The 13,622-nt window shown below is 58.6% G+C and carries 13 protein-coding genes, 1 tRNA gene and 1 rRNA gene; all 15 read right to left on the bottom strand.

Going from position 1 to position 13,622, the window contains the following annotated elements; all coding sequences use genetic code 11:
• Positions 1–735 (bottom strand): transcriptional regulator, encoded by a 735-nt coding sequence (locus AB8C10_RS06165; protein ID WP_368867186.1) that lies wholly within the window; start codon positions 733–735, stop codon positions 1–3.
• A 274-nt stretch (positions 736–1,009) separates the two neighbouring features.
• Positions 1,010–1,723 carry a hypothetical protein gene (locus AB8C10_RS06170; protein ID WP_368867187.1) on the bottom strand — a complete coding sequence of 238 codons (714 nt, stop codon included), beginning with the start codon at positions 1,721–1,723 and terminating at the stop codon, positions 1,010–1,012.
• Positions 1,724–1,936: 213 nt separating this feature from the next.
• Positions 1,937–2,797 carry a hypothetical protein gene (locus AB8C10_RS06175; RefSeq protein WP_368867188.1) on the bottom strand — a complete coding sequence of 287 codons (861 nt, stop codon included), beginning with the start codon at positions 2,795–2,797 and terminating at the stop codon, positions 1,937–1,939.
• A gap of 576 nt (positions 2,798–3,373) precedes the next feature.
• The gene (locus tag AB8C10_RS06180; protein ID WP_005506733.1) at positions 3,374–3,661 is read right to left on the bottom strand and encodes an HU family DNA-binding protein; all 288 of its coding nucleotides are present in this window, start codon (positions 3,659–3,661) and stop codon (positions 3,374–3,376) included.
• A 92-nt stretch (positions 3,662–3,753) separates the two neighbouring features.
• Positions 3,754–4,059, bottom strand: a complete 306-nt coding sequence (gene rpsN, locus AB8C10_RS06185) for a 30S ribosomal protein S14 (RefSeq protein ID WP_005506731.1) — start codon at positions 4,057–4,059, stop codon at positions 3,754–3,756.
• Between the two features lie 2 nt (positions 4,060–4,061).
• A complete protein-coding gene (rpmG, locus tag AB8C10_RS06190; RefSeq protein WP_004005967.1) occupies positions 4,062–4,232 on the bottom strand; it encodes a 50S ribosomal protein L33 in 171 nt (56 codons plus the stop codon).
• A 3-nt stretch (positions 4,233–4,235) separates the two neighbouring features.
• Positions 4,236–4,472 (bottom strand): 50S ribosomal protein L28, encoded by a 237-nt coding sequence (gene rpmB, locus AB8C10_RS06195; RefSeq protein ID WP_004005966.1) that lies wholly within the window; start codon positions 4,470–4,472, stop codon positions 4,236–4,238.
• A gap of 823 nt (positions 4,473–5,295) precedes the next feature.
• Positions 5,296–6,108 (bottom strand): SGNH/GDSL hydrolase family protein, encoded by an 813-nt coding sequence (locus AB8C10_RS06200; protein ID WP_368867189.1) that lies wholly within the window; start codon positions 6,106–6,108, stop codon positions 5,296–5,298.
• Positions 6,109–6,193: 85 nt separating this feature from the next.
• Positions 6,194–7,387, bottom strand: a complete 1,194-nt coding sequence (locus AB8C10_RS06205) for a siderophore-interacting protein (RefSeq protein ID WP_368867190.1) — start codon at positions 7,385–7,387, stop codon at positions 6,194–6,196.
• Between the two features lie 29 nt (positions 7,388–7,416).
• Complete coding sequence (locus AB8C10_RS06210) at positions 7,417–8,235, bottom strand: ABC transporter ATP-binding protein (RefSeq protein ID WP_368867191.1); 819 nt, start codon at positions 8,233–8,235, stop codon at positions 7,417–7,419.
• Positions 8,236–8,374: 139 nt separating this feature from the next.
• The gene (locus tag AB8C10_RS06215; RefSeq protein WP_368867192.1) at positions 8,375–10,573 is read right to left on the bottom strand and encodes an acyltransferase family protein; all 2,199 of its coding nucleotides are present in this window, start codon (positions 10,571–10,573) and stop codon (positions 8,375–8,377) included.
• Between the two features lie 127 nt (positions 10,574–10,700).
• Positions 10,701–10,774, bottom strand: a tRNA-Thr gene (locus tag AB8C10_RS06220).
• Positions 10,775–11,072: 298 nt separating this feature from the next.
• A complete protein-coding gene (locus tag AB8C10_RS06225; protein ID WP_368867193.1) occupies positions 11,073–11,951 on the bottom strand; it encodes a DsbA family protein in 879 nt (292 codons plus the stop codon).
• Between the two features lie 424 nt (positions 11,952–12,375).
• A complete protein-coding gene (locus tag AB8C10_RS06230; RefSeq protein ID WP_368867194.1) occupies positions 12,376–13,119 on the bottom strand; it encodes a DUF6891 domain-containing protein in 744 nt (247 codons plus the stop codon).
• A 304-nt stretch (positions 13,120–13,423) separates the two neighbouring features.
• Positions 13,424–13,540 (bottom strand): 5S ribosomal RNA (rrf, locus tag AB8C10_RS06235).
• Positions 13,541–13,622: the final 82 nt, after the last annotated feature.

A 13,622-nucleotide genomic window follows, 5' to 3' on the forward strand; every position in this document is an offset into this window, starting at 1 on the left:
TTAGTTCGCAGCCATGCTGGTCGGCTTAACGGGGCTCTTCGGGGCGGGGAAATCTCCCACCGGAGCCGGGGTCTTGGGCACTTCCAGGGACTGGTAATCGTCCGAAACCTCCGAGGTCTTAACGTTCATAATGGAAGCCGCGCCATTCTCATCAACGTTAATGATTTCACCGTTAGGCTTGACAGCGGCCCAGCCGCCCTTCCCAGTCACGGCGATAACCTCACCTTCAGGGGTCACACGTACCCAGCCGCCGTCGTTCTCAATGCTGATGTAGCTACCGTTCTTAGCTTCGACAACAGCGATGCTTCCGTCAGGGTCAGCATACACGTTACCTTCAGCGTTCGTAGTCCTCTTGGTGGAGTGATCTTTCTTAGCTTCTTCGACGGTCTCCTTGTAATGCTCGTAGACCTTCGGGCCGTAGCTACTATCGGTGGCGTCCGTGGGCATGGAGGAAGCACCCGACAAGCCACCCTTCTGGCTTCCGGACGCCTTAGCGGAGGAGCTCGAGCTATTTGCGTTTGCAGAAGCAGATGCGCTTGCCGAAGTGGATGCTGAGGTAGCTGCCGAGGTGGTTGCAGCTGCGGACGCGCTGGAGGAGGCAGAAACGCTTGCCGAAGCGGACACGCTCGCGGATGCACTCTGGCTTTCGGCGGGTGCCTTGGCGTTGGAGCTGCACGCGGCAAGACCGAAGGTTGCGGCGAGGCTCAGGGACAGAACAGCCATAGACTTCTTCACTGTGTTCTCTTTTCTGGTAGATCCCCGTGCTATGCCGGGGAGACCTATAGTGTGGTTGTTTGTTGAGTGAGAGTTGAGTGAGAGCTAGATTCTGAGCGTCTCCCTAATCCTAACAACAGTTATGCGAAGCTTCCTATTTTCCCTAGGAGTTCAGCGCAACTTGAAGACGCAAAACGCCCCGCACGCATCACTGTCGGATGCGCACGGGGCGTCTTCTAGGTCAGGGGCTGTTACGCTCTGGTAGCGTCACAAGCCGCTGTTAGCTCTTTACAGCTTACTTGGGCTGTGCGGGCTTGACGGGGTTGACCTTAGCCTGTGCGGGCTTTGCAGGAACCTTCGGAGCCTTCAGGTCTGCCTTCTCGCCGCCAACGATGGAGGTTACTTCACCGGAAGCGTCCACGGTTGCCTGCAGGCCGCTGTTAGCCTGGATGCTCCAGGAGCCATCAGCCTTGACTGCGACCTGGCCGTTTGCGTCCTGGCGGCTCCAGGAGCCGTCAGCCTGTACAGCTACCTGACCTTCGTCACCCTGAATGGTCCAGCCGCCGTCCTCAGAGACAACGACGTCGCCCTCAACGGCGGAGGAGGAGTTACCCTCGGAGTCCTTGGACTCAGCCTTGGTGCCCTTCTCGTCGGACTCTACCTTGGAGGAGTTACCCTCGGAGTCCTTAGCGTTGACGGATGCCTTACCATCTGCGCCGACCTTGACGTCTGCGGAGTTGCCCTCGCCGTCGTTAGCCTTGACGGTGACGTTGCCGTCCTTGTCAACCTTCACGTCTGCAGTAGCGGAAGCGGAAGCAGCCGAGGTGGTTGCAGCTGCAGAGGATGCCTTAGCCGATGCGCTTGCGGAAGCAGTCGCAGAAGCAGATGCGGATGCAGTCGCGGTGGTGGTGGAAGAGGACTGGGAGCCACATGCGCTCAGGCCCAGTGCGCCTGCGAAAGCGATGGACAGAACCGCGGTGGTCTTCTTCATTGCGGGGGCGAATGCCATTGTTTCTCCTTGTGGTTGTTAGTATGGTGCGGCTAGTTGGCGACGTATTCGCGTCGTGCGCAGGATCCTTGTGGGGTCCCATAACGATTATCGGTTTAACCAACCGCGTTAATTCTATCGAGTTTGGGTCTGTTTATCCGGGTGCATGGGTGTTTATCCGCATTCTAGCGGGTGGCATAGCCCACGTTTTCACCCGGTTCGTCAGTCAGCTTCTTAGCGGCGGGGAGTGACGGGCTTGACCGGGTCCACGGTAGCACCGGCAGGCTTGAGGGGGACGCTGGGTACCTTAACCGCGCCTTTGCCGCCGGTCTGTTCCCAGGTGCCGTTGGCTTCTACCTCGATCACGCCGTTCTCGCCGGTCTGCTCCCAGGAGCCGTCAGCATCAACCTCAACGACGCCTCCATCGCCAACGCGCTCCCAGGAGCCGTCAGCTCGTACCTCGATGATGTCGCCGTTGGGGGCGTGGTAGGACCAGCCGCCGTCGGTCTTGATTTCGATGAGGGTGTAGCCGTTGGCTGCGCTGACGGTTCCGCTGTCGACGGTCACGGTGCCGTTACCGGCACCGTTGGAGCCGCTCTTAGCGGTGGTCTCACCGGCCTTCTCGTCGACCTTTGCGGAGGATCCGGAGTTGCCGGATGCGGAGTTGTTCGCTGCAGAGCCGCCGTTCACAGTTGCGTTGCCGCTAGCGTCTGCGGTGACGCCGGTACCGTTCGCGCCGTTGACGGTCACATTACCGTTGGCGTCTGCGGTGACCCCGGTACCATCAGCGCCACTGACGGTCACGCCGCCTTCGGTGACGGTGACGGTGCCCTGGGAGCTGCTTGCGGTGGCGCTCGGGGAGGCTGCGTCGCTTGCCTTGACGGTGACCTTGCCGTTGCCCGCGTTAACTGCTGCGTCGGCGGTGGAGGATGCCTTAGCGGTCGCGGTGGCGGTGGGTGCCGGGTTGGAGGTGTTCTGTGCACCGCAGGCGCTCAGGCCGAGCGCGGCGATTGCTGCGAGGGACAGGGCTGCCGCGCCGGTGCGGAAGCGACGGTTGGGGGTCTGTGCGGAAGTATGCAGTGCGGGGCGTGCCATGAGGTGGTTCTCCTTGTGCATCCCGGAGGGTCAATCGTCCGGGGTTTGTATGGTTGATTTTCCGGTTGGGTGGGGTCGCCGTGTATGGTGTGTGGCTTTTCCTTCGCCGGTGATTCCAGCTTAGGGTGTGAGTCTAAGATTGAGCTTTAGTTTGCTGTGTTTAAGCTGTGTCCGATCGGCAATGTATAAGTATTTTTCCCAGCGGGGTTTGATAATCGCGATTTCTCGCTCAGCTCATGCATAGCTTTCTGCTCAAATGTATAAATTTTCTTTATTTTTTCTGTAGCCCATCAGAGCTTCCCCTGTGAAACCGAGCTACTTTCTGTGTCTTATGCTCGAGTTAAGGGTTAGGGTCTTGAAGACCCACCTTGTGCACGCCCTCTGCCTTGCGCACGCTCCCCGCCGCACGTGCCCTCCCAATCCGCTAGCTGCACCACTTCGCCAGCCGCACCACCTCGCCTGTACCACCGCCTCCCAGCAACCTGTGCCCCCCAGCGCCAAGAGAGAGCATCTGGGCATACTAAAAGACCCCCACCATATTGGTGGGGGTCTTTAGCAGATTCAAAGTCTCAAGAATTACTTCTTCTTAGCGACTGCTGCCTTCAGCTTGGAGCCTGCGGTCAGCTTCACGCCGTGACCGGCGGGAATCTGGATGGTTTCGCCGGTCTGCGGGTTACGGCCGGTACGAGCTGCACGGTCGGTGCGCTCGATTGCCATCCAACCGGGGATGGTGATCTTCTCGCCCTTGGAGACGGAAGACTCGAAAACCTGGAACACTGCGTCGAGGACTGCGTTTACAGTTGCCTGGCTCTTGCCAGACTTCTCTGCAACCTCTGCAACGAGTTCGGTACGGTTCTTAGCCATTAGGGTGCCCCTTCCAGAGACTTAAGGTTTGAGTCTAAAGCGAGTGACCGTCGGTGACGACGGAAAACCGTTTAGGAACTAAAATACCAGATTTACCAGCTGGACTTGGTGATACCGGGCAGCTCGCCGCGGTGTGCCATCTCGCGGAAGCGCACGCGGGAGATACCGAACTTCTGGAAGGTACCGCGGGGGCGGCCGTCGATCTGGTCGCGGTTACGCACGCGAACGGGGGAAGCGTTGCGGGGCAGCTTCTGCAGTGCCACGCGCGCTGCTTCGCGCTCCTCGGGGGTAGCGTTCTCGTCGATCAGAGTCTTCTTCAGCGCGATACGCTTCTCGTTGTAGCGAGCGACGATGACCTTGCGCTGCTCGTTGCGAGCGATCTTGGACTTCTTAGCCATTCTTAGCGCTCCTCTCGGAAGTCAACGTGCTTGCGAACGACGGGGTCGTACTTCTTCAGCACCATACGGTCGGGGTTGTTGCGGCGGTTCTTACGGGTCACGTAGGTGTAACCGGTGCCAGCAGTGGACTTGAGCTTGATGATAGGACGGAGGTCCTTAGCCTTGGATGCCATTTACTAGATCTTCTCCCCGCGTGCGATGATTTCTGCAACAACGGCATCGATGCCACGAGCATCGATAACCTTGATGCCCTTAGCGGACACGTTCAGGGTTACCTTACGACGCAGCGAAGGAACCCAGTAGGTCTTCTTCTGAACGTTCGGGTCGAATCGACGCTTGTTGCGGCGATGCGAGTGCGAAATGCTGTGTCCAAAGCCGGGAACAGCTCCGGTCACCTGGCAGACTGCTGCCATGTTTCACTCCTTTATTGATTGACTTTTATGACGGTACGCAGTCGATGTTACTCGTGAGCGTCCCGCCACCAATGTAGAAGCACCGGGTTATTCGCCGGGCTAGAGTGTTTGAGATCGTCACGTGGGTGAGAGGCCACGCATCGATCCCCGCCGCGGGAAAAACGGTGAAGCTTATTAGTGTCGAGAGGCGTTTCCACCACTACGAACAGCGTTAAATTCTAGGTAAATACGGGGGTTCGTGCAAGCCTGCACGCCGGATTTTGCCTTAAAAATCCGCGGAATCTCGGTGTTCTGAGCCGATTGCACCTCGTTTAAGCAAAGCGCTCGATTCGCGGATGCACGCCTGCCGCCGGGCGGCAAACATACCTACCCATTCTACCAAAAATGGGTGTTTTTGCAAGTCCAGATGTTTTTAAGGGAATCTTTAACGCCCCTAGTCAGGCGTTAATCCGCAATTTTAAGAACGGGCGTTCTCGATGTGACCGGGGATAAATTACACCGGTGAAATTCATGTTGTGAGATTAACAGCTTAAGCCGGATTTAAGCCGTAAACAGCCCCGCGCCACCGCTTCTGACGGTGTGCACAGGGCTGTTAAACAGGTTTAAACACGCGTTTAAAGAGCTTTTAACTCTCGTTTTAACGCTTCCGCCCCGGTTTTAAAGGGCAGTTTAAGGGGTCGCAACGGTACGGGTAACGGCGGATTCACCGTTCCAGTTACGGCGTAGATGCGAGCGCAAATACGGTACAGATACAGCGCAGGGCGCTCCCCCGGCGTAGAGTTCTACGCCGTATCGTGAGCCACCGCGGTCCTAGTTCTTCAGCCTAATTATTCAGGCTTGCCGCGGGCACCCACTCCGGGTACTTGGGGGTCACGCCGTCACCGGAGCTCGTACCCTTCAGGCGGCGACCAATCCACGGCAGGGCGAACTCACGAACCCAGCGTGCCTCCTGCTCGATCTTCTCGCGAGCGGTCAGCTGCACCTCCGGGGGCAGTACCGATTCGGTCACCACGCCGGGCAGTCCGAGCTGCGCCAGCACTCGGGAAGCAAAGCGCTCGTGGCCCAGGTCGTTCATGTGCAGGCGGTCGTCAGCCCACAGGCGCCAGTCGAGGAAGTCAGTCCAGCGCCAGTAGTCGATAATGTGTGCGCCGTGGTCTTCGGCGATGCCGCGCAGCAGTTCGTTGTAGGTTGCGGTGCGGCCGCGGGTGCGGGCGAAGGGGCCCTGACCCTGCACATCCAGGCCCGTAATGGTCAGGATCGTGATGTCCTGGGCGCGCATGGCGGCGAAGGCTTCGTCCACGCGGGTCATGAGCTGGTCGATATCAACGTTGGGGCGCATAATGTCGTTGCCGCCGCCATAGAAGGTGACAATGTTGGGGCAGAGGTCCAGGGCTCGGGGCAACTGTTCATCCAGGATGGGACCGAGCAGGCGGCCGCGGATGGCGAGGTTTGCGTATTGTGCCTGCGGGTCTACTGCGCCGATACCTTCGGCAACGCGGTCTGCCCAGCCGCGCAGTCCGTTGGGGCGGCGGCGGTCAACGTCGCCCACGCCTTCGGTGAAGGAGTCACCGATTGCCACGTAGCGTACTGATTCACCGTTGAGCTTGCCGTTAGAGTCTAGGAGCGGGGTCGTCATTATGTTCTTCTTTCCGGGCGTCTGCAGAGTTTAGCCCTTCTATGGAAGAAGCCGGTACACCCGCGCGGTGTACCGGCTTCTTCGCTTAGCTTTCGGTGCGTCCTGTCTTCCAGTATCCCATGAATGAAACATCATTTTTGGGAATGGACGCCTCCTGCACGCAGATACGGCGCAGGGTCTTGACGACCGACGACTCACCGGCGATGAACACGTAAATCTGCGGGTTCTCATCATCTGCCAAGGTCCAGACAACCTCGGTTTCGTCGTCACAATCTGGGGAAGGCTCAGTAGTTACAGGGGCACCTTTAGAATTCCACCCGCCCAAACCCAGAGCCTTACGCAGACCAGCAGTCAGGGCTTCGCCTCGGGGCGCATCTTCGCGAGCACACCAGTTAACGGTGAGGTTCGGTAACTCACTCAGTGCAGGCAAGTGCGGATAGGGACCATCCCAGAGCGTGGTTAGGCTGTCGGTTGCGTGAGGCACTTCTGCGATGAGCTGGATTTCGGCAGGGTTCTGTTCCCCGGCAGCATAGTCCGCAAGGATAGAGAGCGCGGCGGGTACCGCGGTTTCATCCACCGCGAGGATGATGCGCTCGGCGCCACCACTCGACCAAGAGGCCCACAGGGGTTGACCAGCCAGGGGCGCGAGGATAGAGACTCTATCCCCCCTCTCAGCAAGGCTTGCCCAGGTAGCACCGGGGCCCCTGCGTTCAACCCCGTCGGAACTTACCTCAGTGTGGCACACAAAGTCGAGGGCAATTTCGGGCAGAGCGGAGTCGATACCTTGCGCGGCAGGTAGGCTTACCCCGGCAGGGATGAGGGGTGCGGTAGGCAGGGCCTCAATCACCTTGCGCAGAGCAGCATCAGGCTCACGCAGGCGGGAGGCGCGCAGAGTGTATGTACGCATCCAGCCGCGTTCGGTGTCGGGCAAGGCGAACCAATCCTGCCGCCATGTGTCGGTGAGGTCGATGTGCACCGGCTCAGGGTTTAGGCGCGTGATGCGTCCATACTCGTCGTGTTGGACGGCGGGCGGCACGAGCAACTTAACGTAGCCGTCCAACACGCCGCGGTAGGAACCGAGCTCGCCCTCACTCCTGGTAGTATCCTGTTCCCCCACCGCATGTGCGTCGGCATTTAGCCCACCCAACGCGACCGGGTTCACGGCGTAGCGCAGGGAGGGACCGGTCAGGCTGACCCGCACGTAGGAAGGGGTCAGCCGCTCCACACGGCTCACAGCCAGGGTGAAGATGCCATAGGCGTTATCACCATGTGTGCGCACGCGGCGGCGTTTATTTTGCATAACCATAGTTAGGCGTTTTTCTGTCCGATAGCTGAGCGAGGATGCGGTACAACCACCACGCTGCCGTCGTTAAACGGGTCGGCGACCTCTGCTTTCAGCCCGAAGATGGTGTCGAGGTTCTCGCGGGTGAGCACGTCGTGTGCTTCGCCCTGGGCAACGATGGAGCCGTCCTTCATCGCGACGAGGTAGTCGGCGACTCGGGCGGCGAGGTTCAGTTCGTGCAGCACCATGATCATGGTGGTGCCGCGCTGTTCGTTGAGTTCCGAGAGCAGGTCGAGTAGCTCCACCTGGTGTGCCAGGTCGAGGTAGGTGGTCGGCTCGTCCAGCAGTAGAATGTCAGTTTCTTGGGCGAGCGCCATGGCAATCCAGACACGCTGACGTTGGCCGCCGGAGAGTTCGGTGACCTGTCGTTCGGCGAGGGACATAGTGTCGGTGGCTTCTAGCGCCCAGGCGACCGCCTCATCATCTTCGGCGCTATTGCGTTTGAAGAGGCCTTGGTAGGGGTAGCGGCCGCGGGAGACCAGGTCTGCTACGGTAATTCCTTCGGGGGCGATGGGATGCTGGGGCATCAGCCCGACCATGCGGGCGAAGCCTTTCATGGAGTATTCGTGGGTGGGTTTGCCGTCGAGGGTGAAGTCGCCGTTGAGCGGCTTGAGTAGTCGGGAGACACCGCGTAGCAGGGTGGATTTACCGCAGCCGTTGGGGCCGATGATGGCGGTGATTTTGCCCTTGGGGAATTCGAGGGAGAGGTCTTTGACGATGGTGGTTTCGCCGTAGCCGAGGCTGACGTTCTCAACTTTGAGGGTGCGTTCGGTGATTTCTTTCATGGCGTCCTTTCTTCTCTAAGGCTTTTCCCAGAAGCCTCCTAACTTAGCCTATCCTAATTTCGGGTCAGAAAATAGCGAATCCCCCGCACTGTTCACACTTCTGTAGAACAGTTCGGGGGATCCGCTGTATTGACGAACTTTAGAAGTTCACTTTTCCGTTGACGAGCCAGCCGCCTTCTGCAGCACGCTGGAACACTTCCTGAGCCATGGTGCGGCTGTAGGTCTTGGAGACATGGTTGTCGTCGATGTAGACGTAGATGTTTCCAACCACGGGGCTGCACATGCCGTCCGGGCAGTACACGTCCTTCAGGTCCACCATGACGGCGCCCTGGTCGCGGTACTTGTCGAAGATTTCCTTCGCGGGGTTTTCTGCGGCGTACTTGTCGCTTGCGGGTCGTGCGCAGGAGCTCTTGTCGGCACCGGCCTTCTGAGCGCATTCGTAGATGTTGTACTCGAAGCGCGGGTTATCGCGCAGGCCGATAACCTGGATTCCTGCCTCGGTGAGACGGCGGACCGTCTCGTCGAGGCTCGGGTCAACGCGTTCATCGTTCGAGCGTGCCTGAGCAACGGTGGCGATGAGTACCACGGTCTGCGGCTTGCGCTTGAGGATTTCCTCGGTCATCTTGGCGTTGAATTCCGAGCATTCGTTGCTGGCATTGACGGCGCGGACCGGGTACTGGCAGCCACCGAGCAGGTAGGTCTGCAGGTTGGTCTTGGTCTGCTCGGCGATGGGCTTGAAGATGCTCAGCGCCTGCTCCGCGTGGGAGTTACCGATGACCATGGTCAGCGGCGCGTCTTCGGGGCCGTACTTCTGCATGGTGCAGTACTTGGCGAGTGCCGGGTCAGAGGGGGCGAAGCCACCGGCGCAGGGGTCGCTCAGTCCGTCGAACTGGGCCTTGACGTCACCACCGGAGGGGATGGGGTTGTCGATGAGTCCCTGCTGGGCGCCGCCGATTGCGCGGGCGCCGGGGTAATTTTCGCTGACGGTCTGTACCTTCAGTTCGGCGTTCTGCTCGGACTGGGCGTTGCGGTAGCCGATCCAGGTCTGTGCGGCGGTCAGGGGTACGCCGGCGACCAGGAAGATGGCGAGGATGAAGGCGAGCTGGTCTGCCCAGGTCTTGACGGAGAAGACGGTCTTGAAGCGCATCTTCATCATGAGCCAGGGTACGAAGGGATCCTTGCGGTAGCGCAGCGGCTTTTCCACGAAGCGGATGAGCATCCATGCCAGGCCAATGGAGGCAAGGATGATGATGGTGCCTTCGATGACGTTCACGCGGGAGGTGCCGACGGCGCTGCTGTAGAGAATGAGGATGGGCCAGTGCACCAGGTACAGGGCGTAGGAGATGTTGCCCAGGTTCTGCAGGGGTGCGGAGACCAGCAGTCGATCAATGCCCCAGCGGCTGTTGGTGCGGCCTGCCATGATGACGAGCGCGCCGGAGAGCACGGGCCAGAGTGCCAGGTAGCCGGGGAATGCTCGTTCAACAGGCAGGATTGCGCCACAGGTGACCAGGCCGATAATGCCGACCCAGCCCATGATGACGCGCGCCTTTTCGGGCGCCTTCCACTTGAGGGTGAGCATCGCCAGCAGGGTTCCGATGGCGAATTCCCAGAGGCGGGTGCGGGTGTCGAAGTAGGCGAATCCCTGGTTGGTGTCGGTTTCGACGATGGAGAAGGTCAGGGATGCGACGAACACCGTGTTGAAGATGAATACCGCGGTGGTGAAGAGGTTTCCGCGGAATCGGTGCACGACGTAGGCTACTGCGGCGAAGAGCAGGGGCCAGATGATGAAGATCTGTCCCTGGATGGAGAGCGACCAGAAGTGCTGGAAGGGCGACTTCACGGAGGCGTTTTGGGCGTAGTAGTCTACGGAGCTGAACGCGAGGTTCCAGTTCTGGAAGTAGAACAGGGAGCTCGTTGCGTCGGTAACGGTTTGCGACCAGCGGCTGGGCGCGAGCACGAAGAAGGACGCAATGGTGGTGCCCGCGATAACCACGGTGGCTACAGGTAGCAGTCGCTGGAAGACGTGCAGCCAGTAGTTGAAGAGTTTGAGGGGTTTACCTTCGTTGATCTTGCGCATGAAGGAGAGCGAGAGCAGGAAGGCGGAGATGAAGAGGAAGACGTCCACGCCGCCGGAGACTTTGCCGAACCAGACGTGGTAGAGCACCACGAGGAGCACGGCGAAGGCGCGCAGGCCCTGGATTTCGGGGCGGAATCCTCGCGATTCGATGAATTCTTCGAGGGGGTAGTCGTTGTTTTCGCGTGCTTTGACGGTGCGCAGCGCCGCGGTACGGGTGCCCTGCGAGGCGGTGGCCTGCGGGGTTCCGGAGGTTTCAGACATACTTGGTTCCTCAGGGCGGGTAGACGGTGTTTTGGTGCGGGTCCCTTAGACACTCGAGGACACTCGCTACAATAAAATCCTGATCCGCACCTCTGCTATGAGGCTGGTGCGAACCAGGATTTTTCTGAGCCCCCTACCGGATTCGAACCGGTGACCCTCTGTTTACAAGACAGATGCTCTGGCCAACTGAGCTAAGGAGGCAACTTGTCCAGTGTACCCTATTCTCGTGGTTGAATCTGCTTAGTTGTTCTTTGGCGGTTTGCTTGAGAACGCTTCTGGATTATGCCGGTTTGATGCGTTCGTTTCCTTCGCTTTCTCCCTTCCAATCAGCCCCTCTGTAGGAGGCTCCAGGCGCCGCTTCCAGCGCTTCGTCGGTTCCTCCCCCTCACCGTTGCGCTTCTTTATCACCGGCGCGCACCGCTCTTTTCAAAGCTTCGGATACATACAGAAAAACCCGGTAGCCTCACGCGGAGGTTACCGGGTTTTCGTATCGAAGCGGTTACTTCTTCTTAGCTTCGATCTTGCTCTTCAGGAAGGCGCTGAAGTCGTTGCTGGTGTACTGGTCACCATCAACGAAGACGGTGGGGGTACCCTTAATACCGTTCTTTGCGGATTCAGCGTTGACCACGTCCACGAAGGGGCGCCACTTGCCTTCGTTCATATCGGAGCCAATGGAGGCGTGGTACTTCGAGGCGATGTCAGCGATCTGCTGGTTGTTCATGTCGCCGCTACCCTGGTGAGTGAAGATCTCACGCTGGTAGTTCAGGAAGTCGCTGGTGCTGACCTGGTTTGCCACGGAGTATGCTGCTGCCGCGTTACGTGCGGAGTATGCGGTGGGCGAGGAACGGTCCAGGAAGGTCAGGTTACGGATTTCCAGGGTGATGGTGCCGTCTTCGACGAGCTTCTGGATTTCCTCACCGTACTTCTTCTCAAACTCTGCACAGTGCACGCAGTTGTAGTCCTGGAAGATGGTCACGCGAACGGGCTGGCCGTTCTTGGATGCCTCTTCAGCGGTCTGCACGCCCGGGGGCAGGGTGTTGACGGCTGCTGCGGTTCCGTTGACCATGGGGGTCACGGAGGAGGTCGAGGTTACAAGCTGCTTGAAGTCGCGGGTCTCCTGAGTAGAGGAGTTTTTGACGATTCCGTCCTTGGTCAGCACAATGCCACCGTATTCGTTGGCGCTGGCGGGCACGGGGCCGCTTTCAGCTACCTTGGTGTTCTTGTTGCCGTTGATTACGACGAAGCCGATGATACCTACGATGACGAGGACCACGGCGAGTACGCCGAGCTGGAGCCAGCGGCGGCTTGCCTGGCTGGGGCTCTTCTTGGCCTGCTGGGCCGCAATCTGGCGGGCTTTTTCGCGGGCGTCGGTCGACATGCCTGCTCCTTTGGTTGGGAATATGGGTGGCGGTTCATCCACTGTGCTAGCTTACTCCTTATGGAGTACGCACCCGTCAGGGCAGAGGTTCAGAGTGCCAGTGCTCGTCTGAGCTCGGCGCCTTCTGATCTCTGCTGGGCGTTCTAGAGCTTTAGCTTCCTGCTACGTATAGCAACTGAAAGGTATGTCGAGCAGTTCCTGTCGCGAGGATAGGTTCTGTCTTATCTCTAGTGTGGACGTACCGCGCTACCCGTCTAGCCTACCGAATGGGTGCCTTATCGGCTAGTTAATACTCTGACTGAGATACTGTGATGTGTGTTCTCACGCTCTCAGCTTATTTTCCTCGTAAACTTCTGTAGCATTGGGAGGCGCTCCTCCCCCACCAGGTATGCCGCTAGGCTCCCATCCGGTTCAGCTCACATCCTTAGGGGATGTTGTAGACTTCCACTCCCCCAATGAACGGGCGGGTGTCGAAGTTCCCCTTCCACTCCACGTTCAGGCCGTGCTTCTCCAGTACGGGGATAATAGTGTCCTTCATAAGCTCCACGGAAAGCTTCTTGTGAAGAGCACTAATCTCTTCCTTCTGCGCATCGCTCAGCGCGTTCCATTCATTTTCGTCCCTGGGGTAGGCGAGGAAGGAGCCGAACCCAACGTAGGTACCGCCGCTCTCAGCGAGGCTTTCGGTGTCCTGCTGGTGGAAGTAGATGTATCCCTTCCATTCACGGCTATCGTCGATCTCATCCCAGATTTCTGCGGAGGCGCAGGTACCGCAGCAGGTGAAGTTCTGTCGTGCGATAACTCCTTCTTCTTCGAGCGCTGCGAAGGCACGGTTGAGGTTGGAATTCTTCTGCTTCTCGGAGGTAATGCCCAGCTCTGCGGCGAATGCACGACGACGCTTGATGAGCTCTTTCACGTAGTCCTCTACGCGCTTCTCCCAGAACTTGCTGTCTTCGTTCTCCCCATCGTATTCCAGACCGAGTACGTCCATCACATAATCGGTAATGGTTTCTACGTACTGCTCAGTATCAGATTCACCCATAAACAGCAGGGGCCAGATAGGCCAAAGCAGCTCGGCTTCGTCTTCTTCGCTCAGCCCCCATTCTTTGGGGAAGGGCGGGTCGAGGCGTTCTTCGCTCCAGCGCTCGTAGATGCTCTTCTCATCGGCCATGGTGATGCTCCTTTGCGTGTTCTCTACTTGTTCGGGTAGAGATGTGGACTGCTCTTGTTGTTAAGGTACCAAGAGTTTCTCCACCGTGCCCTCTAGTTCGTCATTCAGACGGGATCTATGGGCTTCCCATCGCGTTACCTCTGCAGTAGGCTAGCACGCTGTCGGGCTGGCCCTGCAGCCTTGTTCCTCCTCTTCTCTGCTGCGTCTCTGTACTCTGCTGAGTTATGGGGCTTTCGCTCCAAAGAGTTTTTGGGTACACAAAAAGAGGGGAAGACCTATAAGGTCTTCCCCTCTTGAATAAAAAAACCCGCGGTGACCTACTCTCCCACACCCACAAAAGTGCAGTACCATCGGCGCAAAGAGTCTTAGCTTCTGGGTTCGGAATGGAACCAGGCGTTTCCCTCTTGCTATAACCACGGAAAATCTTCCGAATAAAAAACCTCAGCCTCCCGAAGAAAGCCCAGGGTTATTATCCAAAAACCATACAGTGAACGCAAACAACT

The sequence above is a fragment of the Rothia mucilaginosa genome (genome assembly GCF_964210535.1).
Classification (GTDB): Bacteria; Actinomycetota; Actinomycetes; order Actinomycetales; family Micrococcaceae; genus Rothia; species Rothia mucilaginosa_F.

Excerpts from the sequence above, each read along its gene's own strand:
- AB8C10_RS06230 (WP_368867194.1), bottom strand. The coding sequence starts at position 13,119 with ATGGCCGATGAGAAGAGCATCTACGAGCGCTGGAGCGAAGAACGCCTC.
- AB8C10_RS06215 (WP_368867192.1), bottom strand. The coding sequence starts at position 10,573 with ATGTCTGAAACCTCCGGAACCCCGCAGGCCACCGCCTCGCAGGGCACC.
- AB8C10_RS06210 (WP_368867191.1), bottom strand. The coding sequence starts at position 8,235 with ATGAAAGAAATCACCGAACGCACCCTCAAAGTTGAGAACGTCAGCCTC.
- AB8C10_RS06200 (WP_368867189.1), bottom strand. The coding sequence starts at position 6,108 with ATGACGACCCCGCTCCTAGACTCTAACGGCAAGCTCAACGGTGAATCA.
- rpmB (WP_004005966.1), bottom strand. The coding sequence starts at position 4,472 with ATGGCAGCAGTCTGCCAGGTGACCGGAGCTGTTCCCGGCTTTGGACAC.
- AB8C10_RS06180 (WP_005506733.1), bottom strand. The coding sequence starts at position 3,661 with ATGGCTAAGAACCGTACCGAACTCGTTGCAGAGGTTGCAGAGAAGTCT.
- AB8C10_RS06225 (WP_368867193.1), bottom strand. The coding sequence starts at position 11,951 with ATGTCGACCGACGCCCGCGAAAAAGCCCGCCAGATTGCGGCCCAGCAG.
- rpmG (WP_004005967.1), bottom strand. The coding sequence starts at position 4,232 with ATGGCATCCAAGGCTAAGGACCTCCGTCCTATCATCAAGCTCAAGTCC.
- AB8C10_RS06170 (WP_368867187.1), bottom strand. The coding sequence starts at position 1,723 with ATGGCATTCGCCCCCGCAATGAAGAAGACCACCGCGGTTCTGTCCATC.
- rpsN (WP_005506731.1), bottom strand. The coding sequence starts at position 4,059 with ATGGCTAAGAAGTCCAAGATCGCTCGCAACGAGCAGCGCAAGGTCATC.
- AB8C10_RS06175 (WP_368867188.1), bottom strand. The coding sequence starts at position 2,797 with ATGGCACGCCCCGCACTGCATACTTCCGCACAGACCCCCAACCGTCGC.